The 23,649-nt window shown below is 62.1% G+C and carries 32 protein-coding genes; 8 read left to right on the plus strand and 24 right to left on the minus strand.

What is annotated here, in order from left to right:
* Nucleotides 1-222, plus strand: coding sequence for a DUF3820 family protein (locus ACN9MU_RS22600; RefSeq protein WP_426318636.1), 222 nt, complete (start codon nucleotides 1-3; stop codon nucleotides 220-222).
* On the opposite strand, the gene ACN9MU_RS22605 is transcribed toward ACN9MU_RS22600, so the two are convergent.
* The gene (locus tag ACN9MU_RS22605) at nucleotides 219-755 is read right to left on the minus strand and encodes a pilus assembly FimT family protein (RefSeq protein ID WP_426318637.1); all 537 of its coding nucleotides are present in this window, start codon (nucleotides 753-755) and stop codon (nucleotides 219-221) included. The genes ACN9MU_RS22600 and ACN9MU_RS22605 overlap by 4 nt on opposite strands.
* Before the next feature lie 99 nt (nucleotides 756-854).
* Here ACN9MU_RS22605 and ACN9MU_RS22610 point away from each other — a divergent pair, with 99 nt between their 5' ends.
* Nucleotides 855-2,102, plus strand: a complete 1,248-nt coding sequence (locus tag ACN9MU_RS22610; protein WP_426343491.1) for a dipeptidase — start codon at nucleotides 855-857, stop codon at nucleotides 2,100-2,102.
* Here ACN9MU_RS22610 and ACN9MU_RS22615 read toward each other — a convergent pair.
* The 3 genes from ACN9MU_RS22615 to ACN9MU_RS22625 are packed head-to-tail and all read right to left on the minus strand — an operon-like array spanning nucleotide 2,059 to nucleotide 3,262.
* Entirely contained in the window at nucleotides 2,059-2,460 is a 402-nt protein-coding gene (locus ACN9MU_RS22615) for a PPC domain-containing DNA-binding protein (protein ID WP_426323825.1), read from the minus strand. The two genes, ACN9MU_RS22610 and ACN9MU_RS22615, sit on opposite strands and share 44 nt — an antisense overlap.
* The gene (locus tag ACN9MU_RS22620) at nucleotides 2,460-2,840 is read right to left on the minus strand and encodes a glutaredoxin domain-containing protein (RefSeq protein ID WP_426162705.1); all 381 of its coding nucleotides are present in this window, start codon (nucleotides 2,838-2,840) and stop codon (nucleotides 2,460-2,462) included. The genes ACN9MU_RS22615 and ACN9MU_RS22620 overlap by 1 nt, the downstream gene beginning before the upstream one ends.
* Complete coding sequence (locus ACN9MU_RS22625; protein ID WP_426343492.1) at nucleotides 2,837-3,262, minus strand: DUF1810 domain-containing protein; 426 nt, start codon at nucleotides 3,260-3,262, stop codon at nucleotides 2,837-2,839. Before ACN9MU_RS22625 ends, ACN9MU_RS22620 begins: the two co-directional genes overlap by 4 nt.
* A 126-nt stretch (nucleotides 3,263-3,388) precedes the next feature.
* Here ACN9MU_RS22625 and ACN9MU_RS22630 point away from each other — a divergent pair, with 126 nt between their 5' ends.
* Nucleotides 3,389-3,730 (plus strand): KGG domain-containing protein, encoded by a 342-nt coding sequence (locus ACN9MU_RS22630; protein ID WP_426162709.1) that lies wholly within the window; start codon nucleotides 3,389-3,391, stop codon nucleotides 3,728-3,730.
* On the opposite strand, the gene ACN9MU_RS22635 is transcribed toward ACN9MU_RS22630, so the two are convergent.
* The 4 genes from ACN9MU_RS22635 to ACN9MU_RS22650 form a co-directional block, all read right to left on the minus strand.
* Nucleotides 3,727-4,638, minus strand: a complete 912-nt coding sequence (locus tag ACN9MU_RS22635; protein WP_426162711.1) for a DMT family transporter — start codon at nucleotides 4,636-4,638, stop codon at nucleotides 3,727-3,729. The genes ACN9MU_RS22630 and ACN9MU_RS22635 overlap by 4 nt on opposite strands.
* Entirely contained in the window at nucleotides 4,635-5,174 is a 540-nt protein-coding gene (locus ACN9MU_RS22640) for a glutathione binding-like protein (protein ID WP_426162713.1), read from the minus strand. Before ACN9MU_RS22640 ends, ACN9MU_RS22635 begins: the two co-directional genes overlap by 4 nt.
* A 76-nt stretch (nucleotides 5,175-5,250) precedes the next feature.
* Entirely contained in the window at nucleotides 5,251-5,487 is a 237-nt protein-coding gene (locus ACN9MU_RS22645; protein WP_426343493.1) for an EAL domain-containing protein, read from the minus strand.
* Nucleotides 5,477-6,409 carry a LysR substrate-binding domain-containing protein gene (locus ACN9MU_RS22650; protein WP_426336167.1) on the minus strand — a complete coding sequence of 311 codons (933 nt, stop codon included), beginning with the start codon at nucleotides 6,407-6,409 and terminating at the stop codon, nucleotides 5,477-5,479. The genes ACN9MU_RS22645 and ACN9MU_RS22650 overlap by 11 nt, the downstream gene beginning before the upstream one ends.
* 105 nt (nucleotides 6,410-6,514) lie before the next feature.
* Here ACN9MU_RS22650 and ACN9MU_RS22655 point away from each other — a divergent pair, with 105 nt between their 5' ends.
* The 4 genes from ACN9MU_RS22655 (at nucleotide 6,515) to ACN9MU_RS22670 (ending at nucleotide 10,366) form a co-directional block, all read left to right on the plus strand.
* The gene (locus ACN9MU_RS22655; RefSeq protein WP_426336168.1) at nucleotides 6,515-7,213 is read left to right on the plus strand and encodes a pirin family protein; all 699 of its coding nucleotides are present in this window, start codon (nucleotides 6,515-6,517) and stop codon (nucleotides 7,211-7,213) included.
* A 177-nt stretch (nucleotides 7,214-7,390) separates the two neighbouring features.
* The gene (ribA, locus tag ACN9MU_RS22660) at nucleotides 7,391-8,044 is read left to right on the plus strand and encodes a GTP cyclohydrolase II (RefSeq protein ID WP_426162722.1); all 654 of its coding nucleotides are present in this window, start codon (nucleotides 7,391-7,393) and stop codon (nucleotides 8,042-8,044) included.
* A gap of 31 nt (nucleotides 8,045-8,075) precedes the next feature.
* Nucleotides 8,076-9,392 carry a S1 family peptidase gene (locus ACN9MU_RS22665; protein WP_426162725.1) on the plus strand — a complete coding sequence of 439 codons (1,317 nt, stop codon included), beginning with the start codon at nucleotides 8,076-8,078 and terminating at the stop codon, nucleotides 9,390-9,392.
* On the plus strand, nucleotides 9,389-10,366 hold the full coding sequence (locus tag ACN9MU_RS22670; RefSeq protein ID WP_426162728.1) for an FHA domain-containing protein: 978 nt from the start codon (nucleotides 9,389-9,391) through the stop codon (nucleotides 10,364-10,366). Before ACN9MU_RS22665 ends, ACN9MU_RS22670 begins: the two co-directional genes overlap by 4 nt.
* On the opposite strand, the gene ACN9MU_RS22675 is transcribed toward ACN9MU_RS22670, so the two are convergent.
* From ACN9MU_RS22675 to ACN9MU_RS22685, 3 genes are read right to left on the minus strand one after another with little or no spacing between them, the layout of a single operon-like run.
* Nucleotides 10,367-10,777: a VOC family protein gene (locus ACN9MU_RS22675; protein ID WP_426162730.1), complete on the minus strand. Its 411-nt coding sequence runs from the start codon at nucleotides 10,775-10,777 to the stop codon at nucleotides 10,367-10,369. It lies immediately after the preceding gene.
* 17 nt (nucleotides 10,778-10,794) lie between these two features.
* Nucleotides 10,795-11,655 (minus strand): hypothetical protein, encoded by an 861-nt coding sequence (locus ACN9MU_RS22680; protein WP_426162732.1) that lies wholly within the window; start codon nucleotides 11,653-11,655, stop codon nucleotides 10,795-10,797.
* Nucleotides 11,656-11,665: 10 nt separating this feature from the next.
* A complete protein-coding gene (locus ACN9MU_RS22685; protein ID WP_426162734.1) occupies nucleotides 11,666-11,968 on the minus strand; it encodes a hypothetical protein in 303 nt (100 codons plus the stop codon).
* Between the two features lie 200 nt (nucleotides 11,969-12,168).
* Between ACN9MU_RS22685 and ACN9MU_RS22690 the strand changes: the two genes are divergently transcribed.
* The gene (locus ACN9MU_RS22690; RefSeq protein ID WP_426343494.1) at nucleotides 12,169-12,438 is read left to right on the plus strand and encodes a hypothetical protein; all 270 of its coding nucleotides are present in this window, start codon (nucleotides 12,169-12,171) and stop codon (nucleotides 12,436-12,438) included.
* A 64-nt stretch (nucleotides 12,439-12,502) separates the two neighbouring features.
* Here ACN9MU_RS22690 and ACN9MU_RS22695 read toward each other — a convergent pair whose 3' ends face one another.
* From ACN9MU_RS22695 to nuoI, 13 genes are all read right to left on the minus strand, one after another.
* Nucleotides 12,503-13,204 carry a hypothetical protein gene (locus ACN9MU_RS22695; RefSeq protein WP_426162736.1) on the minus strand — a complete coding sequence of 234 codons (702 nt, stop codon included), beginning with the start codon at nucleotides 13,202-13,204 and terminating at the stop codon, nucleotides 12,503-12,505.
* Nucleotides 13,205-13,240: 36 nt separating this feature from the next.
* Nucleotides 13,241-14,161: a cupin-like domain-containing protein gene (locus ACN9MU_RS22700; protein WP_426343495.1), complete on the minus strand. Its 921-nt coding sequence runs from the start codon at nucleotides 14,159-14,161 to the stop codon at nucleotides 13,241-13,243.
* 4 nt (nucleotides 14,162-14,165) lie between these two features.
* Nucleotides 14,166-14,663: a 2-C-methyl-D-erythritol 2,4-cyclodiphosphate synthase gene (gene ispF, locus ACN9MU_RS22705; protein WP_426162740.1), complete on the minus strand. Its 498-nt coding sequence runs from the start codon at nucleotides 14,661-14,663 to the stop codon at nucleotides 14,166-14,168.
* On the minus strand, nucleotides 14,660-15,343 hold the full coding sequence (ispD, locus tag ACN9MU_RS22710; RefSeq protein ID WP_426343496.1) for a 2-C-methyl-D-erythritol 4-phosphate cytidylyltransferase: 684 nt from the start codon (nucleotides 15,341-15,343) through the stop codon (nucleotides 14,660-14,662). Before ispD ends, ispF begins: the two co-directional genes overlap by 4 nt.
* Nucleotides 15,340-16,047, minus strand: a complete 708-nt coding sequence (locus tag ACN9MU_RS22715; RefSeq protein WP_426162744.1) for a hypothetical protein — start codon at nucleotides 16,045-16,047, stop codon at nucleotides 15,340-15,342. Before ACN9MU_RS22715 ends, ispD begins: the two co-directional genes overlap by 4 nt.
* Nucleotides 16,048-16,051: 4 nt before the next feature.
* Entirely contained in the window at nucleotides 16,052-16,609 is a 558-nt protein-coding gene (locus tag ACN9MU_RS22720; protein WP_426162746.1) for an NUDIX domain-containing protein, read from the minus strand.
* A 157-nt stretch (nucleotides 16,610-16,766) separates the two neighbouring features.
* Entirely contained in the window at nucleotides 16,767-17,069 is a 303-nt protein-coding gene (locus ACN9MU_RS22725; RefSeq protein ID WP_426336173.1) for a DUF2818 family protein, read from the minus strand.
* 3 nt (nucleotides 17,070-17,072) lie between these two features.
* On the minus strand, nucleotides 17,073-18,557 hold the full coding sequence (nuoN, locus tag ACN9MU_RS22730; protein ID WP_426318651.1) for an NADH-quinone oxidoreductase subunit NuoN: 1,485 nt from the start codon (nucleotides 18,555-18,557) through the stop codon (nucleotides 17,073-17,075).
* A 22-nt stretch (nucleotides 18,558-18,579) separates the two neighbouring features.
* A complete protein-coding gene (locus ACN9MU_RS22735; protein WP_426162754.1) occupies nucleotides 18,580-20,088 on the minus strand; it encodes an NADH-quinone oxidoreductase subunit M in 1,509 nt (502 codons plus the stop codon).
* A 24-nt stretch (nucleotides 20,089-20,112) separates the two neighbouring features.
* Complete coding sequence (gene nuoL / locus ACN9MU_RS22740; protein ID WP_426162756.1) at nucleotides 20,113-22,161, minus strand: NADH-quinone oxidoreductase subunit L; 2,049 nt, start codon at nucleotides 22,159-22,161, stop codon at nucleotides 20,113-20,115.
* 32 nt (nucleotides 22,162-22,193) lie between these two features.
* Entirely contained in the window at nucleotides 22,194-22,502 is a 309-nt protein-coding gene (gene nuoK / locus ACN9MU_RS22745; RefSeq protein ID WP_028104269.1) for an NADH-quinone oxidoreductase subunit NuoK, read from the minus strand.
* Nucleotides 22,499-23,131, minus strand: coding sequence for an NADH-quinone oxidoreductase subunit J (locus ACN9MU_RS22750; RefSeq protein WP_426162758.1), 633 nt, complete (start codon nucleotides 23,129-23,131; stop codon nucleotides 22,499-22,501). Before ACN9MU_RS22750 ends, nuoK begins: the two co-directional genes overlap by 4 nt.
* 18 nt (nucleotides 23,132-23,149) lie before the next feature.
* A complete protein-coding gene (nuoI, locus tag ACN9MU_RS22755) occupies nucleotides 23,150-23,638 on the minus strand; it encodes an NADH-quinone oxidoreductase subunit NuoI (RefSeq protein WP_028104271.1) in 489 nt (162 codons plus the stop codon).
* Nucleotides 23,639-23,649: the final 11 nt, after the last annotated feature.

Consider the following 23,649-nt stretch of genomic DNA (forward strand, 5'->3'; position numbering starts at 1 on the left):
ATGAACCCGGAATACCTGGCAATGCTGGTGGCGCGCGATATGCCCTACGGGAAGTACAAGGGCCGCAAGCTGGCCGACTTGCCAGGCCATTACCTGGGCTGGATGGCGCGCGAAGGCTTCCCGAAAGGGGAGCTTGGCGCGCTGCTGGCATTGATGTACGAGATCGACCACAACAACCTGCGCGCCCTGCTCGATCCGCTGCGCGCGCCCAGGCGCCCTTAACAGCCGCTGGTGTTCACTGTGACCACTGGAGTGCCGCTGCCGTTGTAGTTGTATCGGACGGAGCACTGCGTCGGGTTCGGCGCCTCCTCGATTCGCCACCCGGCGTCGCCGCCGGGGATCTGGCTATTGCCGTAGCCGTAGAAAGTATAGTCGCCGGTCTTCACCGCGCTGGATGACAGGTAGCAGCCGCCGGCCGGTATCTTGGTGCCTTGCAGCGCAATGCCGATGCCGTCGCACCAGCGGTCAGGGTAGCCGCTCCAGACGCGCATGCTGGTCGTGTCGTCCAGGTCGACAAACGTGATGTTGGCCTGGGCGCCGGGCGTGCCTTCGCCCCTCAGCGCGGTAAGCGACTTGACCAGGCCGATCGACGTCCTGACCGATCCTGCAAGGGCCTGGATCGATGCGGTACGGGCGGAGGAGCCGAAGTTGATCATTTTCGGCAGCGCCACCGCAGCCAGAATGCCGAGGATGACGATGACGACAATCAGTTCGATGAGCGTAAAGCCCCTGGCAGGTGCGCGATGTCGATGCATGAAGAATTCCGGATTCAGGTCTTGCTAAACCGCCAGAGTATACCGGCGTTTGGCGCTGCGGCATACTTGAAAAATAATCGCTATTTCAACGGAGATAATTTGAACCGACTGTACGTCACACTGCTGTGCGGAGTCCTGGGCTGTTCGCCCGCCTTCGCCGCAGACGCCGCCCTGCGCCACGCCCAGGCCCTGCTGGACCGCGTGCCCCTGGTCGATGGCCACAATGACCTGCCCTGGACCATCCGCGAAGACGCCGGCCATCCGATGGACGTGGACCACTACGACCTGCGCCAGCGCACCCCGCACGAAACCGACCTGGCGCGCCTGAAGCAAGGCAAGCTGTCCGCCCAGTTCTGGAGCGTCTACGTGCCGGGCGAGCTGAAAAGCGGCTGGGCCGTCGAGCAGCTGGAGCAGATCGACCTGGCGCGCCGCATGATCGCGAAATATCCTGAAAGCCTGGTGCTGGCCACCCGCAGCAGCGACATCGCCAAGGCCAAACGCGAAGGCAAGATCGCCAGCTTCATCGGCATGGAAGGCGGCCACGTGATCGAAAACAGCCTCGGCGCCCTGCGCGCCTACTACGACCTCGGCGCCCGCTACATGACCCTGACCCACAACAGCACGCTGGACTGGGTCGACGCCGCCATGGGTGAACGCAAGCACGGCGGTCTGACGCGCTTCGGCCAGGAAGTGGTGCGCGAAATGAACCGCCTTGGCATGCTGGTGGACCTGAGCCACGTCAGCACGGAAGTGATGCTGCAGGCGCTCGACACCAGCGAGGCGCCGGTGATCTTCTCGCACTCCAGCGCCCGCGCACTGGACGACCATCCGCGCAACGTGCCGGACGAAGTACTGAAACGGCTGCCGGCCAACGGCGGCGTGGTGATGGTAACGTTTGTGCCGGCCTTCGTCTCGCCACAGGTGGCGGCATGGGGCAAAGGCCTGGGCGACGCCGCGGCAGCCGCCGGCGCCAGGCCGGACAGCCCGGAATTCAAGGCCGTCAGGGAAGCGTATATCGCCAAGGCCGGCCCGCAGCCGAAAGCCACCCTGGCCATGGTGGCCGACCACATCGAGTACGTGGCGCGCGTGGCGGGCAAGGACCACGTCGGCATCGCCGGCGACTATTACGGCTCCATCAACCCGGAAGGGCTGGAAGACGTATCGACCTACCCTGCCCTGTTTGCGGAACTGATACGCCGCGGCTGGAGCGACAAGGACCTTGCCAAGCTGGCCGGCGGCAACCTGGTACGCGCCTTCGCCGGCGCGGAACAAGTCGCTGCCCGCCTGCAGAAGGAACGCAAGCCTAGCCTGGCGCGCGCCGAATCGCCAGCTCCGCAAAGCCCGTAAGCGGGTCGTGCTCGCGTGAGAACCGGTGCGCCGGCAGCAGCACCAGCAGCAACTCGGCCGTGGTGCGCACGATGCAGCCGCGGCCCACGTGCCCGCCGAACACCCTGCCGCGCGCATCGGACAGCATCATGTGCAGGTGGGCGCCGTCCGGCGCCACCGAGCCGGCTACCGTCAGGATTTCCAGGTCGCCCAGCAACTCGGTCGGCTGCGCCAGCCCGGCATAGCGCAGCTGCGCCACAGACAGGCTGCCGATGCCCTGCACCAGGTAGCCGGCCGCAGCTCCCGCATCGCGCAGCGCCTGTTCGACGGCGCCGCGCAGGTCGTCGCCGGGATTCAGGCGCAAAGGCAGCGCGTCCATCATCCCTGCAGTCGCGGTGCGACCAGCGAAGTAAATTCGCCCTTCTCGATCAGGCGCTCCAGGTCGCTGAAGCCGCCAATCAGGACGCCGTCGATGAAGATCATCGGGAAGGTCGGCCAGCCGGTCCACATCTTCAGCGCCGTGCGGCGGCGCCACATGCTGAAGTAGCTGCCGTATTCGAGGTAGGCATACTTGGTGCCTTGCGCGTCCAGCAGGCGGCAGGTCTTTTTCGGGAACGGGTTCTGGCGCATGCCGACGACCACCACGCGGTTGGCCGCAATGGCCGCCTGCACTTCCGCCACGATGTCGGCATGGTTCTTCGCCACGCGTTCGCGGATGGCCGGGTGCAGGTGGGCGTCGTCGAGGATGGTACGGGTCATTGTTTTTCCTTGTGCAGTAAGTCCAGCGTGGCCGGGTCGGGCACGCCGCCAAAATATTTGTCGAGGCAAGCGCGGAACAGCGCTTCGTCCGGCGCGGCTTGCGCGAACAGCGTCATCGACGAATGAAATTTCATATTGTCCGGCGACCCGAAGATACCATGGACCGTGGCTCCCTGGACAGCCAGCACCAGCGCGCTGCACTCGCGCAGCCGCGCGCCCAGCACGGGATGCGCCAGGTAGGCCTGCGCTTCGGCCAGCCCGCTGATCGCGTAATGCTGCGCCATGGCGCTGGCGCCGAGGCCGGCGATCTGCGGAAAGATGAACCACATCCAGTGGCTGCGCTTGCGTCCAGCCGACAGTTCGCTGACCACCTGTTGGTAGAGGCCTTCCTGCGCAGCGGTAAAGCGATCCAGTAGGTACATGGCCTGCCTCGAAAAGTTACTTTTCAATGAGCCATTGTCCTACAAACTCTGGTAGCGTGTTCTGATTAATTGGCGCCCCTGCCACGCCTACCATGACGACTCCTTGAACCGAATTGGGAGATGATCATGGCATCCAGTAATCAAGACAACCGCGGCGGGAACAAACAGTCGGGCGATACCAGCAACCGTGGCTTCGCATCGATGGACCCCGAAAAGCAGCGTGAAATCGCCAGCGAAGGCGGCAAGGCAGCCCACGCCTCCGGCAATGCGCACGAGTTCACCTCGGAAGAAGCGCGCAAGGCCGGCAGCATGAGCCACAAGAATGACGGCAACCGCCAGTCCGGCTCGTCCGAATCGGGCAGCCGCCAGAGCGGCAGCGGCGGCAGCGGTGGCGGCACCCGTGGCGGCACCCCTGAGCAGCACGCCGAAGCCGGCCGCCAAAGCCACAAAAACGATGACAAGCGCTAAGCGCGCCTAGTCAGGAACGGAACCGTCCAGCGCGACGGTTCAACAAGCCCGGTGGTCAGCGCGCAACCCGCGAGGATCACCAGGCAGCTCAATCCCATCTGCAACGAGAACGTCTCCCCCAGGAACAGGCAGCCCCACAGCACGCCAAAGGCCGGGATCAGGAACAGCGCACTCATCGCCTTGCTCGCGCCCAGCCGCGCAATTAATCCAAAGAACAGCACGTATGCGAACGTCGTGCACAGTGCAGCCAGCGCCAGCACCGCGCCCCAGGCCTTGGCCGAAGGCGGCTCGGCAGGCCACAGCGCCAGCGCCGGGCCAATCAAGAGCACGGCAGCCACCATCTGGCTGCCCGTCGCCACCGCCAGCGGCGGCGCTTCGGCCAGGTAGCGCTTGCTGAAATTGCCCGAAATCCCATACAGCAGCGTCGCCGCCAGGCAGGCCAGCGAGGCCAGCACCGTGCGCAGCATGTCGTGTTGCGGCAGGAAGTGCAGCTTGCCCGCCACCAGCAGCACCACGCCGCCAAAGCCCAGCGACAAGCCGGCCATGCGCGTGAGGGTCAAGCGTTCGCCGAGCCAGATGGCGCCGATCAGGGCCGCGAACAAGGGCGTGGTCGCGCTCAGGATGGAGGACAGGCCTGCCGGAATCGTCAGCGCGGCGAAATTGAACAACAGGAAAGGCAGGGCCGCATTGGTCACGCCAACAAAGCCGATGCCGCGCCAATGCTTGCGCAGTGCGCCGAGCTGGCCACGCCACAACAGCAGCGGCAACAACAGTCCTGCCGCTGCGACAGCGCGCACCCCGCCCATTGCCGCCGCGCCAAACTCCGGCGCGCCGACGCGGATGAACAGATAGGAGGCGCCCCAGATCGCCGCCACCGACAACATGCTGCCCGCATCGGTCCGCTTCATGGCAATACTCCCGCCAGCGCTTCGCTTTCGGCCGGCGGCGCCACGCTGTCCGGAGCGCCGTAGGCGCGCTGCGTTGCCGGCCGCTGGCTGACGGCATGGAACCAGCGCGCCAGCTTGGGATAAGCGGCCAGCCGTGCACCGCGCGCGCTCACCCAGGGGAAGCAGGCGATGTCAGCCACGGAGTATTGCTCCCCGCACAGGTAAGCCTGCCCTCCCAGTTCCTTGTCGAGCGCACTGTACAGCCCACCCGTTTCATTGCTGCGGCATTCGAATGACTTCTGCCAGAACAGCCACTGCCTCGTCGCTGCCCGTGCGCGCATTCCGGCCGGCATGCCGAAACCGGCCTTTTCGGCCAGGTAAAGCAGCATGGCGCCCGACTCCTGCAGCGGCAACGGTTCGCCGGCATCCATCGGCCAGTGGTCGACAATCGCCAGCGACCTGGCGTGGGGAATGCGGCGAAACGGCAATCCGGTCTCTTCCAGGAACATCAGCAATTGCTGACCTTGGGGTGTCGCGACGTAATAGAAGTCCAGCATGGCAATCCCTTTCGATGTTGGCAGGGACAGTTTGCACCGCAACATGGCCCCAAGAAAGGTCCAGTAATGGGTGATTTTATGGAGCCAGCGTCGCCTGGCGCCCGGTAACCGCCAAGCGCTTGCCTTCGCGCAGCATGCGTTCGAGGCCTGCCGCGCCGACCGGCTGGCTGAACAGGTAACCCTGGAGCTGGTCGCAGCCCAGGTCGCGCAGGAAGCTCATCTGTTCGATGGTTTCCACGCCCTCGGCCACGATTTCCCGCCGCAATTGCTTGGCCATGGTGACGATGGCGCGGGCAACACGCTTATTGACCAAGCGCAACCTTCGGCAGGTGCGAGCATAAACGTTCGAACAAGCCCGGTTCGGCCATGCGCTGCCGCCACCAGCGCAAGGCTGCGCCGGACTCGCCGCTGCGCCACGCGAGGTAGAAAGTTTCATCGGGCTTGGGCTCTTCCACTTCCTTTTCCACCAGCAGGCCGGCAGCAATCGCTTCGCGCGCGCAGCGTTCGGGCAGGAAGCCGAAGCCCAGCCCAGCGCACTGGTAGTCGAATTTGGCCTGCATGGTCGGCACCGTCAGCGTGTCCTGCCCCAGCACCAGGCCGACCGTGCGCGGCGCCAGCAGCCGTGCGGAATCGGCCGTGGCAATCGCGCGGTGCAGCTGCAACGCGTTGCGCCCCAGGCGGCCGGGCAGCTGCGCCAGCGGATGCTGCGGCGCGACCGCGAACACCCATTTCAACCGGCCGATGGGCTGCGACACATAACCGCCCCCGGCCGGACCGTCGCCCGGCGCGCCGACCACGAGATCGACGCGCCGGTCCAGCAAGGCCTCCCAGCTGCCGCCGAGCGTTTCCTGCACCAGGCGCAGGCGGGTTTGCTGGGTGACCTCATAGAAAGCGCGCACGTCCTGAGCCAGCACGGCGGCGCCGAACATAGAGTCAAGGCCGACTGCCAGCTCCGTTTCCCAGCCGGAGGCAACGCGCCGCACGCGCTGCTCCAGGTCGCCCGCCGCCTTGAGCAGGTAGCGTCCCTCCTTCAGCAGTTCGTGCCCGGCAGCTGTCAGTGCAACGCGCGGGCCGAAGCGCTCGAACACTTGCACCCCAAGCTCCTCTTCCAGCTTGCCGACTGTATAGGAAATGGTCGAAGGGACGCGGTACAACTCCCGCGCGGCGGCGGCAAAGGAACCGCCACGGTCGATGGCGTCCACGATTTGCAGGGCTTCCAGGCTGAGTCTAAGCATTCGATTTTTTCGATCATAGACAGGCAAATTATTCGCTTTTTAACACGATTGCCCGCACTTATACTGTGAAACATCTGATCGAAATTATCGCACAAGGAGCTAATCATGTTGCAAGTACGTAAATCTGAAGACCGCGGCGTTGCCAATTTTGGCTGGCTGGATTCGAAACACAGCTTCTCTTTCGGCCACTACTATGACCCGAACCATGTCGGTTTCGGCCCCCTGCTGGTGATCAACGAGGACAAGGTGTCGCCGGGCCAGGGTTTTGGCACCCATGGCCACCGCGACATGGAGATCATCTCGTATGTGCTGAGCGGTGCGCTGGAACACAAGGACAGCATGGGCAATGGCTCGGTCCTGCACTACGGCGACGTGCAGCGCATGACGGCTGGCACCGGCGTGCGCCACTCCGAGTACAACCACTCGAACAAGGAAGGCGTGCATTTCCTGCAGATCTGGATCCAGCCTTCGCAGGGCGGCATCGAGCCTGGCTACGAGGAAAAGCACTTTACGCCGGAGAGCAAAACCGGCGCCTTGCGGCTGATCGCATCGCCGGATGGGCGTGAGGGGTCGGTGCTGGTGCACCAGGACGCGTTGATCTACGCCTCCATCCTGAATGGCGGCGCAGGGGCCGTGCATGCGCTGGGCGCGGGGCGGCAGGCTTATGTCCACGTGATCCGCGGCACGCTGACCGTCAACGGCACCGAGCTGAAAGGTGGCGATGCTGCCAAGATTACCGGCGAGGAGTCGGTGACGCTGTCAGGTGGCGATAATGTCGAAGTTCTGCTGTTTGACCTGCCTTAAACCGGTAAACCTGGGTCTGACCCGCAGGGTCAGACCCAGTCTGCGGCGCGGCCAACGGTTCTGGTTCGAGACCGTTGGGGGTCAGACGGGACGGCCATCCGGCTTGGGGCTGACCCCTAATATCCGGGTTTTTGTTATGATTGCAGGGTTACACAACACAAAGATTGAAAGAGCATCATGCAGCCCGTAGCAGAACAACCGGTAAAAGAAGACCTGGACTACGTCACCTCGTGCGCCTTGCCGACGCCGTGGGCCCAGTTCACGCTGCATGCCTTCGTCGAACACGCGACCGGCAAGGAGCACCTGGCCATGGTGCTGGGCGATATCGGCAATGGCGAGCCTGTGCTGGCGCGCGTCCATTCCGAATGCCTGACCGGCGACGTGCTGTTCTCCCAGCGCTGCGACTGCGGCGCCCAACTCGAAGGCGCCCTGAAACGCATCGCCGAGGAAGGCCGCGGCGTGCTGCTCTACCTGCGCCAGGAAGGCCGCGGCATTGGCTTGATCAACAAGATGCGCGCCTACCGCCTGCAAGAGCAAGGTGCGGACACCGTGCAAGCCAACGAACAACTAGGCTTCAAGCCAGACCAGCGCAACTACGCCCTGGTTGAACCGATGCTCAAGCAGTTTGGGGTGAAGAGCCTGAAGCTGATGACCAACAACCCGCGCAAGATCGCGGCCATGGGCAGCCTTGGCGTCGAAGTCGCCGAACGGGTGCCGCTGCTGGTCAACCGCAATGCCTTCAACCAGCACTACCTGAATACCAAGGCGCTCAAGCTGGGGCACATGATGACCCCAGTCACCCCGCCAGCCGCCGAAGACGGCGAACTGTAATCCCCGCCTCACTCCCAGGTCTAAGGATTAGATGAAATTCACTAAACTTGCATTACTACTGACTTTGACCTGGGGCTGCGCAGCAGCCAACGCCCAGCAGGCTCCGGCCCAAGCCCCCGATGCAGTCGCCCTGCCGACACCATCGAGCACCGCGCAAAAACTCTATTCCGCCGCCAAGGCCGACCTGCTGCAGGTACGCTCGCTGCTGAAAACCGGCCGCACCCAATCCTCGGTCGGCTCCGGCTTCCTGGTCGGCACCTCCAACCTGGTGCTGACGAACTACCACGTCGTCTCGCAGTTCGCACTTGATCCGGATACCTACACCGGCGAATGGGTCGATACCGCCGGCCAGCGCGGCAATATCGAATTGCTGGCAGTCGATGTGCTGCACGACCTGGCCGTGGTGCGCGTCAACCGCTACGGCACCGGCTACTTCAAGCTGGGCGACAAGCCGGTCACCCTGACGCAAGGCCAGTACCTGTACTCGCTGGGCAATCCGCTCGACCTGGGCTTTGCCATCTCCGAAGGTTCGTTCAACGGCGTGATCGCGCGCAGCTTCTACGAGCAGCTGATGTTCACGGGCCCGATCAACGCCGGCATGAGCGGCGGCCCGAGCGTGACCGTGGATGGCGCGGTGGCCGGCATCAACGTCTCCAAGCGCCTCGATGGCGAACTGGTGTCCTTCCTGGTCCCTGCCCGCTACGCGCAAGAGCTGCTGAAGAAAGTCGATCCGGAGGCCAAGCCGCCGAAGGACTTCACCGCCATCGTCGCGCAGCAGCTTCTGGTGCACCAGAAGGCCATGATCGACCAGTTGCTGGAAAAACCGCTGTCCGCCAAGGCCATGGGACCGTACTCGGTGCCGGTGCGCGAATCGGAACAGATGCGCTGCTGGGGGCGGTCCAACGACCGCGATTCCTTCCAGGTGGAAGTCACCAATTGCCAGATGGAGTCGTCGCTGTTCGTCTCCGGCTCGCTGCAGACCGGCCAGGTGCAGATCCAGCATCAATACATGAAGAGCACGGGACTGGATGAAGTGCGCTTCGCTGTCCTGTCCAGCAACTCTTTCAAGAACGAGAGCTTCGGCAGCCACAAGGACAAGCGCCTGACCGGCCCGATGTGCACCGAACAATTCGTCAAGAACAGCAACCTGCCGATGCGCGCCGTGATGTGCGTGCGCGCCTACCGCAAGTTCGACGGCCTGTACGACTTCGCCCTGCTGACCTCCAGCACCGACGAAGGCAAGATGAACCTGCAAAGCCGCCTTGATGCGCGCGGCGTGTCCTATGAAAACGGCCTGCGTGCCTCGCGTGCCTTCCTCGAATCGCTGGCGCGCGGGGGCAGGAAATGAACGGCCCGTTCTTCATCGAGACCCTGGCGCGCAACGGCGACGTGCTGCATCGCCACCGCGTCGACAAGCTGCCGATCACCATCGGCCGCGGATACAACAACGACTTCATCCTGGACGACGCGCATACCGCGCCTACCCACGCCGTAGTAGAGCTGGCGGAAGACGGTGCGCTCGTGATGCGCGACCTGGGCAGCCAGAACGGCATCGTGGTGCACGGCAAGCGCCAGGCTTCGGTCCCGATCAACGGCACCACCGTGGTGCGCCTCGGCCACACCCGCCTGCGCGTACGCGACGCGGCATTCCCGGTTGAAGCCGAAGTCACCGATACCACCATGCATGCCTGGGAAGGCGGCGTGCCCGCGCTGGCAGGCATGGCGCTGATTGCCCTGTTCGTCGGCGTGACCGAAGCGCTGTCCGATACGGGCGCCTTCCAGGCCATCCGTTACCTGCTGGTGATTGTCACCGGCATCGGCGCCGGCATGGTGTGGAGTGGCGTCTGGGCCCTGGCCAATCGCATTTTCGGCGGTCATGCACGCCTTGGACGCCATCTGTTCATCCTTGGCAGCGGACTGGTAGCAATCGGCGCGTGGAAGGCTTTGAGCAGCGTGCTGGCGTATGCCTGGTCGGCGGAAATGTTCACGCGCTACGGCAACCATGTGGTGATGCTGATCCTGGTGGCGATGATCTACAACCACTTGCGCACCGTGAAGCCGCACAAGCCGCGCGCCTTCATCTCATCCTGCGCCGTGTTCCTCGCCCTGGGCTCTGGCCTGATCCTGATGCGGAATTACGAGGGCGCCGGACGGCTGCGCGATGAGCTCTACATGTCGGTGATCCTGCCGCCCGAAGTCCGCCAGAGCAAAGACCACAGCGTGGATGAATTCATGAGCGATGCGGCCAAGCTGAAAGCTGCCGCCGATGAAGCGCGCAAGTCCTCGAAGCTCAAGAAGGACGACGAGGACGACGACGAGTAATCAGCTCGCGTAAGGCGCACCGCGCAGTTCGACGGTGTTGCCTTCGGGGTCGTTGACATAGATCGACGGCCCTTCGCCTTCCGCACCATAGCGTGATTCGGACGGGCCATTCGCCACGTCGTGCGCGCTCAGGTGGGCGCGGATCGCCGCCTCGTCAAACGGCTCGACGCGGAAGCAGAAATGGTCGACATTGCGCCCTTCCTTGCCCGGCGCAGCACCGCCCATCCTGCCCAGCTTTTTATCAACCGGCACCAGGTCCACCAGCGAGCTGCCAGCGCGCAGCTGGATCAGGCCGATCTCGTCCTGGCGGCGCTCGATGGTGCAGCCCAGCACTTCGGTGTAGAAGCGGATCATGCGGTCGGCGTCGACAACGCGCAGTACGATGTGGTCAATTTCGCGAATCTTGATCAACGTTTGTCTCCTTTGATTTAAGCGTCCGGAACGGGATTGCTGCCGGAGACGGGCACATAGCGCCCGCCGCGGAGTTCGAACTTCATCGCCTGGTCGACGCGCTGCGCAGGAGCATTGCCATCCTTGCCTGCCTTGCTCACCGCGCCAGTGAAACGCAGCGTCAGCGCGCTTGCACCGGCAAGCTCCCAGCGGCCTTCGATGTCATAGCATTGGCCCGGCGGCACCTTCTCGTCGGCGTAGGCTGGATCGGCAGGATGCAAGCCTTGCACGATGCCGCCCAGGCGGTCGACGCAATCGGGGCGTGAGTAGACGTTGCTGCCCTTGATCTTTTGCAGCAGGAGCGGCTGTGCTTTCACGCCGTCGGCGCCGATTGCATACAGCGCGATGACATCCACGCAATGCCCTTGCCAGCAGCTTCCCCAGGTAGCTTGCAACGCCTGCGACTTTGCAGACAATGGAGCCGTCGCCAACTGCACCCGTCCTTCAAAGCCCTGCAGGGCGAACGGCTCCTGGCGCCTGGCGATCTTCCAACCGTCCTTGCCGGGCTTGAAGGTATAGGCTGCAAGGCCGGCCGGCGTGCCGTGTGCAACTTGCGGCTCGCCGCCATCGCCTGCCGGCATCATGGTCGCCAGCAGCACGATGCGACCCGGGGAGACGCGCACCACCTGGCGCGGCAGCACGATGACGTTGCGCTTCCTGCCTTGTTTCGCATTCCAGCCGCGCGTAGCGGCGCTGGTCGGGATCGACTGCAAACGCCCGCCCTCCTCGTCGACCCACTTCGGGAATGCGATTTGCAATAGTTCGTCAGGCTGAGGGTCGGCCGCTTGTGCGATCGCCAATGCCGGCACCGCCAGCAACGCAACAAAAACAAGCTTCATCAATATTCTCCTAGATCCGCAAGCGGCGGCGGTCATTGAGGAAAGTCTCGAGCTGCGCAGGCGTCAGCACCTTGACCGGGTCGCCATGGAAGACGTACAGGTAAGGCTCCCCCCCGAGACGGTCGGTCATCTTCGCCAGCACAAGGAAACAGGTACCCAGCGGATAAACGGCCGTATCGCGCAACTGCCGCGAACACTGAACCCGCATCTCCGGGCTGAACGCCTGCCCATTCACCGGCCGCAGCACCACCTGGCCGTATTCCTCGACCGATTCCACCGCTACATCGCGGTAATCAAAAGTATCCCTAGTCATCCCGCGATCTTACCTGATCCACCTCAACACATGTGCCGTCGAAGCGCTTGAGCATCAACTTACCGCCCGGCTGCTTGACCTCCTTTTTCAAAGGCCTGGACTGACCATGTCAATCTTCTGGGACGAACTAAAGCGAATAGTCGGATTCGTGGAAGGGCGAATTGCCAAGTTGACCTACTGCTATGAAAGCGAGACCCTCAGTGTCATTTCCTTTCGAAAAGCCACCAGGCCAGAAGCCCTTCAATATCACATCATCCTGCGTGAGCGAGACGGATTGGGACGCAATTGACGCGATGAAAGACGATGACATTGTCCCGATTGAGGAATGTTCCGAGATGCAATCGCACGATTTCGAACGAGGCAGGCTGCTTTTCAATGGACGCACGCCAACACAAGAAGAAATTGAAGAAGGACGGCGCATCATCCTTCAGTACCACAACCGCTCACAAGGTGCAAAGAGTGGCAGGTGAGCATCAGGCAAGACATGCCTGGGCCGAACCGGACAAGTCCGGTCCATGGCAGTCCAACGCCGCCTTAAGATTCGACCTTCAACTCCCTAATTGCCGCTACAGCCCTATTCCAGGCCTGGCGGACCTGAATATGTTCGTGTTGAGCGCAACGCTCCGCTAACCGCATCAAGTAAGGGGCCGGTCTCTTTTCAATTTCCCTCGCCACGGCTTCTCCGTAAAAGAAATTCGAATCAGAAGCGAGCCGGCTCAATAACCTTTCGTCTCGTAGATCCATGGAGGGAATAATCGCGAGCACAGCGGCCTCGATCTCGGGATCGCTATTGTCGAGCAGATCGGTAATCAGTTGGCTCAGAGCAACTTGATCCTCAACAATAGTGGATCTTGAGGGATGGAGATCACTGAACCATAGGCCTTCCCGTTTTGCCTTCCCGACGAAATCCATGAACTCCGCAAGCGATGCAAACACGACTCTCGAATCGCCATCATGCGACAAGAAAAGAACACTTCCCTTCAAAGCGGGATGATTCAAATAGATATGATGGTCACTCGTATTCGGATCATCCAGAACAATTCCGTTGAGTACACGGACAACTGGATGCGATGCGATGGCGCACGTGCATTTTTCAGCATGAACACGATCGAGAAGATTGATTCCAATGTCCCAACGCTCCGAGTAGTCGCCATTTAGGACAGGAAAGTATCGATCTAGCTCAGGTGGCAATTTCGTCGGCTGCGCGCCCCATTCTGGCGTGACAAGTGCCCGCAATTTTGTTCACTTTGGAAACGGCCACATACCTGTCTTTCAAGCCAAGGCAAAAGGTTTGCCGCGCGCCCAGCGGTTTGACGACAGCGAGAAAGTCAGTGCGCGCACCTGGTGGTACCAGCCGGCCGGAACGAAGAGCATATCGCCAGGCTGGACGATCACTTCGATCATCGTGGCCTGGCGCGCCAGCGGGTAGCGTTCGAAATCTGGCGCTTCGGGATCGAACGGGCTGCCGAACAAGACCGGATTGGCCTCGCGGGTGTAAAGGAACTCGTCGTGGTGCGGCGGCGCGAGGAAAATCCGCTTGCTGCCCCAGACCTGCGCGAAAATGTTGTCGTCAAAGTCGCTGTGCAGCGGCGTGACAGTTCCGGCGGGGCCGATCCAGAAGCGCGGCGGCCCCATCTTTTCGAAATACGCCGGCCAGTGGCACAGGCTATTCAACTCGCGCAGTTCGAGGTTGCCGAGGTATGGCGGCAAGCCTTCAGCCACATCGGCGAGATCGAGATACTCGCGCATGGTCATGTCCTGCATCGCGCGGTCGGGTGCGAAGGCCGTGCCGATGTAGTCGCCAACGCGTGCGCGCACGTGTACATCACCAAAGCGCTCTCGCAGCACTTCCGGACCGAGCGCGCAGATCGGCCAGCGTGCAACTGCGCCGGGAATCAGGAATGGCAGCCCTTCACGCGCCCGTGTGCGGAACGCGGTTGCGCTCATCGGGCGTACGCGCGGCACGGCATCGATGGCCGGCAACGCGCGGGCTGCCGCGCGGATGGCTTCACGCATCTCCTGCATCGAAGACACGCCTCGCACCGCTGCATCGCGGCGCTCGCGCGCTTCGGCTTTGGCGGCTTGCGCCGCCTCCCCGTCCGGTACGTTGCGCGAAGCTTCGAGCGGCGGCAGGCGCGACGCAGCAAGCGCTGCGCCGGGCGCCGGTTCGCGCTGCTGCTGGCGTGACGTCATGGATTTACGCCCCCTGGCGCAGCACCAGCAGCGCTACAGCTTCGGCATTGATGCCTTCTTCTCGGCCGAGATAGCCGAGCTTTTCGTTGGTCTTGGCCTTCACGTTCACATGGCCGTCCGGCACGCCGAGGTCAGCGGCAATATTGGCCGCCATGGTTGCAATGTGCGGCGCCATCTTCGGGCGCTGGGCGATGATGGTGCAGTCCACATTGCCGATATCGTAGCCTGTTGCGCGCACGCGCTTGGCGGCCTCGCGCAGCAGCACGCGCGAATCGGCGCCGCGGAATTCTTCGGCCGTATCCGGGAAGTGCTTGCCGATATCGCCCAGTGCCGCCGCACCGAGGATGGCGTCGGTGATCGCATGCAGCAGCGCGTCTGCGTCCGAGTGCCCAAGCAGGCCGCGTTCGTGCGGGATATCGACCCCGCCAAGAATCAGCTTGCGGCCTTCAACCAGGCGGTGCGAGTCATAGCCCTGGCCGATGCGGAATGGGAGTTGCGTCATTTTGAATCCTGTCCTAAATACATTTCTGCGATCGCGATATCGGTCGGCAGCGTGACCTTCAAATTGCGGGGATGGCCTTCCACCAGTTTCGGCGAGAAGCCTAGCATCTCGACGGCACTGGCGTCATCGGTGATGGCGTTCGGGTCCGGCGCCAGCGCCAGGGCGCGCAGCAGCAGCGCGTACGAGAACATCTGCGGCGTCTGCGCCAGCCACAGGCCGTCGCGCGGCGTGGTCTGCAAAGTGCCATTGCGCGTGGACTTTACCGTGTCCACCACCGGCAGGGCAAGCAGCCCCCCGCCCTCGTGGTCGCCGACAGCGGCAATCAGCTTTGCGATCAGGGCCGGCGTCAGGCCGGGACGTGCAGCGTCGTGCACCAGCACCATGTCGTCATCGCCCACGTTGGCGCGAATGGCGCGCAAGCCGTTCAGGATCGAATCCATGCGCGTAGCGCCGCCGCAGCGCAGGACCGTCACGCCAAGTTCGGGCGTGATGGAATCGATATAGCCGTCGCCCGCGCTCACCACCACATAGGTATGCGCAATCAGTTCGCTGCGGCGAAACGCTTCAAGCGTGTGCTGCAGCATCGGCACGCCGTTGATGGGCAAGTACTGTTTGGGGCTGGCGGCCGCCATGCGCGCGCCAACGCCGGCGGCGGGAATCAATGCGAAGTATCGCTTCATTTTCTGCTACGTGACTTCCTTAAAATGGTTTGTATCTCGCCGTTGCACGCCTTGCTCAGGCGGGCGTATTCTGCCGGCGAATCGATCAGCGCCTGCTGCACCTCCACCTTGGCCATTTCGGCCTTGATGTACGGCAGCCAGCCGCTGTCGATCTCGTGGGCCAGGGCCGAGCGCGCGGTGCCGGCCGGGGCATAGAGCGGCTTGGCCTCGAAGCGCCGCGCCAATGCGGACCGCACGATTTCCTCGACCTTGACCAGGTGGTCCATGTAGGCGTTCATGTGGCGCAGTTCGTGCGTCAGGATCTCCGCGTAACCGCAAGTCCCCGGCGGGAATTCATTGCCAACATAAATGCGCACTGGCGCGTACGTCAACTGCACCTTGATCCGCGGCGCCACGCACTCGTAGCCGCTGGCCGGGTCGGTGAGCATCGGACCATCGAGGGCGATCTGCACGCGCGACTCGGTGCGGGTCAGGCCCAGCACATAGCCGGTGGCCGGCATCTTTTCGGTGCGCATGGCCGAGAGCTGCTTGTACGACAGCTGTGTATTGACGGTGTAGCCGTTCTGGCGCGCCGACAGCACTGAGACTGTCTTGCTGATCGTATCTTCGCAGCGGATCTGGAACGGCGTGCGCTGCACCGGCGCTGCCTGCGCCTGGTTTGCCGCGAGGGCTCCAACCAGTAGCAGGCAGCGCATGCCGTTCATGGCCTCAGTCCAGCTTCCAGGCGCCGGCGCGCAGCTTGTCGAGCCAGAAGGCGCCGATCACGGTCTTGACGTCGGTGATCTTGCCGCTGCGGACCCAGTCCAGCATTTCATCCACGCTGGCGGTAATGGTTTCGATGAATTCACCGTCGTCCAGCTTGACTTCGCCAGCGGTCAGGCCGCGCGCCAGGTAGATGTCCAGGTGCTCGTCCGAGTAGGCGATGGCGTTGTGGATGGTGCTCACGAATTGCCAGTCGGCGGCGGTGTAGCCGGTTTCCTCTTCCAGCTCACGCATGGCGCAGGCCAGAGGGTCTTCACCCGGGTCGATCTTGCCGGCGGGGAGCTCGATGAAGACGCGGTCGTTGGGGTAGCGGTATTGGCGCTCCAACAGGACCTTGCCGTTATCGAGCACGGGGATGATGACTACAGCGCCGGGATGGCGGATGTATTCGCGCTTGGTGTGCTTGCCGTCGGGCAGGCTGACCGTGTCGCGGTGGACTTTGAGGAAGCCGCCGTCGTAGGCGATGCTGCCGTCTATCTTGGTTTCTTTTAGGTGTTTGTCCATGGTTGCTTTTTAAACCGGTAAACCTGGGTCAGACCCAAAGGGTCTGACCCTCAACGGTCTCCAGGTCATGGGGTTGGTTCTGGGCCTTTGACTAATTGAGAAGGTCAAAGGCGTACAACCCAATCACAGGCTTTGAGACCCAGGTTTACCGGTTCTATTAGTGGTGTTTACGCAGGTAGCGTACCACGAAGCCAGGAAATGCAAACACCAGGAAGGCGAAAGCCGCGACCCAGTAGAACTCCCAGTTCTGCGGAAACTCGGTGCCGATGCGGGATTCGAGCGCAATGCCGATGCCGCCAACGACAACATACAGCACTGCCAGTTCCGCCAGCCGCACCAGGAATGGCTTGCGTGCGGCTTTCAGCGGAACCAGGGCAAATACCTTCTCGTTCAGGAAAGGCAGGTTGGCGGCCACCACTGCAAGCAGGATGACCAGCCAGGATGAAGCATTGACGTCCATCTATCAGGAAGCCAGGGTCTTCTGCATCGCCGCCATGCAGGCGTTCAGCAGAGGGCCTGGGATCATGCCCAGCACCACGACGGCCAGGCCGTTCAGTGCCAGCACGACACCCTTGTCGGTGGTGACGGACAGAGGAGTGGTGTCAGCCGGCTCGTCGAACCACATCACTTTCACGATGCGGATGTAGTAGAACGCGCCCACCAGCGAGAACATCACTGCAAACACGGTCAGCCACACAGCGCCTGTCGCCAGCACCGATTGCAGCACCGCAAACTTGGCGGCAAAGCCCATCATCGGCGGCACGCCGGCCAGCGAGAACATCAGCACGGACATCAGCACTGCGTAGCCCGGGCTGCGCTTGGACAGGCCTTTGAAGTCGTTGATTTCTTCGGCTTCAAAGCCCTGGCGCGCCAGCACCATGATCAGGCCAAACGAGCCGACGGTGGTCAGCACGTAGGTGATCGCGTAGTACATGGCGGACGAGTAGGCGGCGGCGCCATTGGCCGTCTCGTGGCCCACAACGCCGGCCATCAGGCCCAGCAGCACGAAGCCCATTTGCGCGATGGTGGAGTAAGCCAGCATGCGTTTCAGGTTGGTCTGTGCGATGGCGGTCAGGTTGCCGATGGCCAGCGACAGCACGGCCAGGATCATCAGCATCTGCTGCCAGTCGCCAGCCGCAGGGCGCATGCCTTCCACCAGCAGGCGCACGCAGATGGCGAAGGTCGCCAGCTTCGGAGCGCCGCCCAGCAGCAGGGTCACGCCGGTTGGAGCGCCTTGGTAGACGTCCGGTACCCACATATGGAACGGAACGGCGCCCAGTTTGAACGCCAGGCCGGCCACCACGAACACCAGGCCGAAGGTCAGGATGGTCGGGTTGACGGTACCGGAGCCGATCTTGTCAGCCACGCGGGAGATATCCAGCGAACCGGTCGCGCCATACAACATCGACATGCCATACAGCAGGAAGCCGGAAGCCAGCGCGCCCAGGATGAAGTACTTCATCGCAGCTTCGGTTGCGCGGGCGTCGTCGCGGCGCAGGGCCACCAGGGCGTACAGCGACAGGGACATCAGTTCCAGGCCCAGGTAAATGGTCAGGAAGTTGTTGGCCGAGATCATCACCATCTGGCCCAGCAGGGAGAACAGCGCCAGGACGTAGAACTCGCCGCCCAGGTTACCGCCCAACATGCCGCGGTCGGTGGAATACTGGCGTGCATACACCAGCGTCATCGCCATGGTCAGGTAGGAGAACAGTTTCAGCAGGTTGCCCATCGGGTCGCTGATGAACATGTTCGAGAACGCGTACACCGTGCTGCCGGATGTGTAGTCGGCAAAGCTGAAGAAGGCCGCGCCCACCAGGGTCGCCAGCGTCAGCATATAAGTGATCGCACGTTTGCCCTCTGCCAGGAACATGTCGATCAGCAGGATCGCCGAAGCGGCGATCAGCAGAAAGACTTCTGCGTAGAGCGGGATCAGGTTAGTGGTATTCATGAAAACTTGGTCCTATTTGCAATCAAGGGGCCACGGCTGGCAGCTTGCTTTGAGCCGCATGCGCCAGCAGGTCGGCCACGGAAACCTGCATCACGTCGGTGAATGGCGCTGGGTACAGGCCCATCACCAACACAGCGATCGCCAGGATGCCCAGCATCAGGAACTCGCGGTTGTTAACGTCGGTCAGCTCTTCCACGTGCTTGTTGGTGATGGCGCCGAAGATCACGCGCTTGGCCATCCACAGGGAGTAAGCCGCGCCGAAGATCAGGGCGGTAGCCGCCAGGATGCCGGTCACGAAGTTGAACTGCACGGCGCCCAGGATCACCATGAACTCGCCCACGAAGCCGGAGGTGGCTGGCAGGCCGCAGTTAGCCATGGAGAACAGGATGAACAGTGCGGCGAACTTGGGCATCTTGTTCACGACGCCACCGTAGTCGGCGATCTGGCGCGAATGCATGCGGTCATACAGCACGCCGATGCACAGGAACATCGCGCCGGAGATGAAGCCGTGCGACACCATCTGCACGATACCGCCCTGCACCGCCATCTCGTTGAACATGAAGAAGCCCAGGGTCACGAAGCCCATGTGCGCGATGGACGAATACGCCACCAGTTTCTTCATGTCCTTCTGCACCAGGGCCACCAGGCCGATGTAGATCACGGCGATCAGGGACAGCACGATCACCATCGGCGCCAGCTTGTGCGAAGCGTCAGGCACGATCGGCAGCGAGAAACGCAGGAAGCCGTAAGCACCCAGCTTCAGCATGATCGCGGCCAGCACGGCGGAACCGCCGGTCGGCGCTTCCACGTGCACGTCCGGCAGCCAGGTGTGGACCGGGAACATCGGCACCTTCACGGCGAAGGCCATGAAGAAGGCGAAGAAGATCGCAACCTGCTCGCCCATGGTCAGCGGCAGCTTGTGCCAGGCCAGGATATCGAAGCTACCGGACTTGTTGTACAGGTAGATGATGGCAACCAGCGTCAGCAGCGAACCGAAGAAGGTGTACAGGAAGAACTTGAACGCTGCGTAGATGCGGTTGGCACCACCCCACACGCCGATGATGATGTACATCGGGATCAGGGTCGCTTCGAAGAAGAAGTAGAACAGCAGGCCGTCCATGGCGGCGAACACGCCGATCATCAGGCCCGACAGGATCAGGAACGCGCCCATGTACTGCGCCACGCGTTCGGTGATCACTTCCCATGCCGAGATCACCACGATCACGGTGATGAAGGCGGTCAGCGGAATGAACCACATCGACAGGCCGTCAATGCCCAGCGAGTAGAAGATGTTGAAGCGCTCGATCCAGGCGGCCTTCTCGACGAACTGCATGCCGTGGGCCGCCTTGTCGAACTGCGTCATCAGCGGGATGGTCGGCACCAGGGATACCAGGGCGCCCACCAGCGACAGCACGCGCACCATGCCGGCCCGCGTATCGCGGCCGATGGCCAGTACGATCAGGCCGAAGACGATCGGTACCCAGATCGACAGGCTGAGGTAAGGAGGTAGAGTATTAATCGTTGACTGCATTTGTTATCTCTTTTGCGTCAGCTGTTAAGCGTGCCAAAACGGCAGGAAGTACACCAGGAAGCCCAGGATACCGATGATCATCACGAAGGCGTAGTGATAGATGTAGCCGGTCTGGAACACTTTGGTGACACTGGAGAACCAGCCCACCACTTTCGCCGAACCGTTCACCATCAGACCATCGATGATGGCGCGGTCGCCAGCAGCCCACAGGCCTTCGCCCAGCAGGCGCGCGCCGCGGGCAAAGACAGCCTCGTTGAACTTGTCCATGTAGTACTTGTTGTCCAGCAGGGTGTGCAGGAACTTGAACTTCTCATAGAACCAGGCAGGAACCTTCGGATTGACCATGTAGCAGTAGTAAGCCGAAGCCACGCCCGCAATCGCCAGCCACAGGGGCAGCGTGGTCAGGGAGTGGATTGCCATGGCAACCGGGCCATGGAATTCTTCCGCCAGTTCGTGCATCGCGTGGTGGTTTTCACCGACGAAGATCACGTCCTTGAAGAAGCTGCCAAACAGCATAGGTTCGATCGCGATCGCGCCGATGATGACCGACGGGATAGCCAGCAGGATCAGCGGCAGGGTCACTACCAGGCCCGGCGAATGCGGCTTCTCGCCCGGAGCCAGGCCGTGGTGGCCGTGGTCGTCTTCTTCGCTTTCGTCAGCGTGGTGCGAATCGTGCGCGTGGTGGTGTTCCTTGCCGAAGTTCTCAGGGCCGTGGAACACGACGAAGTACATGCGGAAGGAGTAGAACGCGGTCACGAACACGCCCGCCAGCACGGCAAAGTTGGCAAAGCCAGCGCCCGGCAGGTGGGTTGCGTGCACGGCTTCGATGATCATGTCCTTCGAGTAGAAGCCGGAGAAGAACGGGGTACCGATCAGCGCCAGGGAGCCCAGCAGCGAGGTAATCCAGATGATCTTCAGGTACTTCTTCAGGCCGCCCATATTGCGGATGTCCTGGTCGTGGTGCATCGCCATGATGACAGCGCCGGCGCCCAGGAACAGCAGCGCCTTGAAGAAGGCGTGGGTCATCAGGTGGAACACGGCCACCGAGTAAGCGGAGGCGCCCAGCGCCACGGTCATGTAGCCCAGCTGCGACAGGGTCGAGTAAGCCACCACGCGCTTGATGTCGTTCTGGATGATGCCCATGAAGCCCATGAACAGCGCGGTAATCGAGCCGATCACCAGGATGAACGACAGCGCTGCGTCCGACATTTCGAACAGCGGCGACATGCGGGTCACCATGAAGATACCGGCGGTAACCATGGTTGCCGCGTGAATCAGTGCGGAGATCGGGGTCGGGCCTTCCATCGAGTCAGGCAGCCAGACGTGCAGCGGGAACTGCGCCGACTTGCCCATGGCGCCGATGAACAGGCAGATGCAGGCCACCGAGATCAGCGCCCAGCCGAAGCCCGGCAGGGTGCCGTTGACCAGCACGTCCTTCTTGGCAAACACTTCCTGGTAGTCCATGGAACCGGTGTAGGCCAGGATGATGCCGATGCCCAGGATGAAGCCGAAGTCGCCCACGCGGTTGACCAGGAAGGCCTTCATGTTGGCGAAGATGGCGGTCGGACGGGTGTACCAGAAACCGATCAGCAGGTAGGACACCAGGCCCACAGCTTCCCAGCCGAAGAACAGCTGCAGGAAGTTGTTCGACATCACCAGCATCAGCATGGAGAAGGTGAACAGCGAGATGTAGGAGAAGAAGCGGTTGTAGCCTTCGTCTTCAGCCATGTAGCCGATGGTGTAGATGTGAACCATCAGCGACACGAAGGTCACCACGTTCATCATCATCGCGGTCAGCGCGTCGATCTGGAAGCCGACGGCCAGCTTGACGCTGCCCACGGTCATCCAGCGGTACACGTCACCGTTGAAGGTGGCGCCATCCATCACCTGCAGCAGGGTCTGGAACGAGATCAGGAAAGCGATCAGCACGCCCAGGATGGTCGCGGTATGCGACACCTTACGGCCGACGACATTGCCGAAGAACTTGGTGCCCAGCAGGCCCGCGATTGCGGAACCTGCCAGCGGCGCCAGCGGAACGGCCAGAAGGAGGGTTGGGTTAAGTTGCCCCGTCATGATTTACCTTATCTATTTTTCGAGGTTTTAACTTAGCCTTTGAGGCTGTCCAGGTCTTCCACGTTGATGGTGTCCAGGTTACGGAACATCACCACCAGGATCGCGAGGCCGATTGCCGATTCGGCAGCCGCCACGGTCAGGATGAAGAAGACGAAGATCTGCCCGGCCGCGTCGCCCAGGTAGTGCGAGAACGCGATGAAGTTCATGTTCACTGCCAGAAGCATCAGTTCGATGGCCATCAGCAGGACGATGACGTTCTTGCGGTTCAGGAAAATACCGACGATCGAGATCGCGAACAGGATCGCGCCAAGGACCAGGTAATGAGCCAGGGATAAAGTCATGGTGCCTCCTTCGTTTCCGCTGCTGCGACCGGAGCGTGGACGGTGGCGTCCATCTTCACGATCTTCAGGCGGTCATTGCGCTTGACGCGGACGGCAACGCCCGGGTCGATAGCCTTGGTGTCTTTGCGCTTGCGCAGGGTCAGGGCCACGGCGGCAACGATAGCCACCAGCAGGACCACGGCTGCGATTTCAAATGCGTAGACGTACTCGGTGTAGATCTTCAGGCCCAGCGCCTTGGTCTGGCCGATGCTGTTGGCCGCCTCAGGCACCGCGGTGCCGGTGGACGGGAACGAGCGCCAGATCACGGCAGCCATTTCCAGCACGATCACACCGCCGATGATGGAAGCAACCGGCAGGTAATTCCAGAAGCCCGCGCGCAGCTTGTCGAGGTCGATGTCGATCATCATCACGACGAACAGGAACAGGACCATGACGGCGCCGACGTACACCAGCACCAGCACGATGGACAGGAATTCGGCTTTCAGCAGCATCCAGATGCCGGCCGCCTGGAAGAAGGCCAGCACCAGGTACAGCGCCGCATGCACCGGATTGCGTGCAGTAATAACGCGCAGCGATGCCAGCACCAGGATGGCAGCGAACACGTAGAACAAAATAGAAGTGAAGTTCATTTTTATTAGCCTCGGCGATCAGCGGTACTTGGCATCGGCCGCGCGGTTAGCCGCGATTTCCGCTTCGTAGCGGTCGCCTACGGCCAGCAGCATCTCTTTGGTGTAGTACAGGTCACCGCGTTTTTCGCCGTGGTATTCCAGTACGTGCGTCTCGACAATCGAGTCCACCGGGCAGGATTCTTCGCAGAAGCCGCAGAAGATGCACTTGGTCAGGTCGATGTCGTAGCGGGTGGTACGGCGGCTGCCGTCGTCACGCTGCTCCGACTCGATGGTGATCGCCATCGCCGGGCAAACTGCTTCGCACAGCTTGCAGGCGATGCAGCGCTCTTCGCCGTTCGGATAACGGCGCAGGGCGTGCAGGCCGCGGAAACGCGGCGAGATCGGGGTTTTCTCTTCAGGGAACTGGACGGTGATCTTCTTGGCAAACATGTATTTGCCGGTCAGCGCCATCCCCTTGAACAGTTCGGTCAGCAAGAAGCTGCCGAAGAAATCTTTCAATCGGTCCATTCTGTATTCGC

Origin of the sequence: Pseudoduganella sp. R-32, assembly GCF_049913245.1 — a bacterium.
GTDB lineage: Bacteria > Pseudomonadota > Gammaproteobacteria > Burkholderiales > Burkholderiaceae_D > Rugamonas.

Bases quoted from the DNA above. Each gene is read 5' to 3' on its own strand.
- ACN9MU_RS22665 (WP_426162725.1), top strand. From the start codon at position 8,076: ATGAAATTCACTAAACTTGCATTACTACTGACTTTGACCTGGGGCTGC.
- ACN9MU_RS22715 (WP_426162744.1), bottom strand. From the start codon at position 16,047: ATGAACGGCATGCGCTGCCTGCTACTGGTTGGAGCCCTCGCGGCAAAC.
- ACN9MU_RS22650 (WP_426336167.1), bottom strand. From the start codon at position 6,409: ATGCTTAGACTCAGCCTGGAAGCCCTGCAAATCGTGGACGCCATCGAC.
- nuoK (WP_028104269.1), bottom strand. From the start codon at position 22,502: ATGACTTTATCCCTGGCTCATTACCTGGTCCTTGGCGCGATCCTGTTC.
- nuoI (WP_028104271.1), bottom strand. From the start codon at position 23,638: ATGGACCGATTGAAAGATTTCTTCGGCAGCTTCTTGCTGACCGAACTG.
- ACN9MU_RS22680 (WP_426162732.1), bottom strand. From the start codon at position 11,655: ATGAAGCTTGTTTTTGTTGCGTTGCTGGCGGTGCCGGCATTGGCGATC.
- ACN9MU_RS22600 (WP_426318636.1), top strand. From the start codon at position 1: ATGAACCCGGAATACCTGGCAATGCTGGTGGCGCGCGATATGCCCTAC.
- ACN9MU_RS22750 (WP_426162758.1), bottom strand. From the start codon at position 23,131: ATGAACTTCACTTCTATTTTGTTCTACGTGTTCGCTGCCATCCTGGTG.
- ACN9MU_RS22655 (WP_426336168.1), top strand. From the start codon at position 6,515: ATGTTGCAAGTACGTAAATCTGAAGACCGCGGCGTTGCCAATTTTGGC.
- ACN9MU_RS22605 (WP_426318637.1), bottom strand. From the start codon at position 755: ATGCATCGACATCGCGCACCTGCCAGGGGCTTTACGCTCATCGAACTG.
- nuoL (WP_426162756.1), bottom strand. From the start codon at position 22,161: ATGACGGGGCAACTTAACCCAACCCTCCTTCTGGCCGTTCCGCTGGCG.
- ispD (WP_426343496.1), bottom strand. From the start codon at position 15,343: ATGAAGCGATACTTCGCATTGATTCCCGCCGCCGGCGTTGGCGCGCGC.
- ACN9MU_RS22625 (WP_426343492.1), bottom strand. From the start codon at position 3,262: ATGTACCTACTGGATCGCTTTACCGCTGCGCAGGAAGGCCTCTACCAA.
- ACN9MU_RS22700 (WP_426343495.1), bottom strand. From the start codon at position 14,161: ATGACGTCACGCCAGCAGCAGCGCGAACCGGCGCCCGGCGCAGCGCTT.
- ACN9MU_RS22725 (WP_426336173.1), bottom strand. From the start codon at position 17,069: ATGGACGTCAATGCTTCATCCTGGCTGGTCATCCTGCTTGCAGTGGTG.
- nuoN (WP_426318651.1), bottom strand. From the start codon at position 18,557: ATGAATACCACTAACCTGATCCCGCTCTACGCAGAAGTCTTTCTGCTG.
- ACN9MU_RS22635 (WP_426162711.1), bottom strand. From the start codon at position 4,638: ATGAAGCGGACCGATGCGGGCAGCATGTTGTCGGTGGCGGCGATCTGG.
- ACN9MU_RS22685 (WP_426162734.1), bottom strand. From the start codon at position 11,968: ATGACTAGGGATACTTTTGATTACCGCGATGTAGCGGTGGAATCGGTC.
- ACN9MU_RS22720 (WP_426162746.1), bottom strand. From the start codon at position 16,609: ATGGACAAACACCTAAAAGAAACCAAGATAGACGGCAGCATCGCCTAC.
- ACN9MU_RS22670 (WP_426162728.1), top strand. From the start codon at position 9,389: ATGAACGGCCCGTTCTTCATCGAGACCCTGGCGCGCAACGGCGACGTG.
- ispF (WP_426162740.1), bottom strand. From the start codon at position 14,663: ATGACGCAACTCCCATTCCGCATCGGCCAGGGCTATGACTCGCACCGC.
- ACN9MU_RS22615 (WP_426323825.1), bottom strand. From the start codon at position 2,460: ATGGACGCGCTGCCTTTGCGCCTGAATCCCGGCGACGACCTGCGCGGC.
- ACN9MU_RS22630 (WP_426162709.1), top strand. From the start codon at position 3,389: ATGGCATCCAGTAATCAAGACAACCGCGGCGGGAACAAACAGTCGGGC.
- ACN9MU_RS22640 (WP_426162713.1), bottom strand. From the start codon at position 5,174: ATGCTGGACTTCTATTACGTCGCGACACCCCAAGGTCAGCAATTGCTG.
- ACN9MU_RS22620 (WP_426162705.1), bottom strand. From the start codon at position 2,840: ATGACCCGTACCATCCTCGACGACGCCCACCTGCACCCGGCCATCCGC.
- ribA (WP_426162722.1), top strand. From the start codon at position 7,391: ATGCAGCCCGTAGCAGAACAACCGGTAAAAGAAGACCTGGACTACGTC.
- ACN9MU_RS22735 (WP_426162754.1), bottom strand. From the start codon at position 20,088: ATGCAGTCAACGATTAATACTCTACCTCCTTACCTCAGCCTGTCGATC.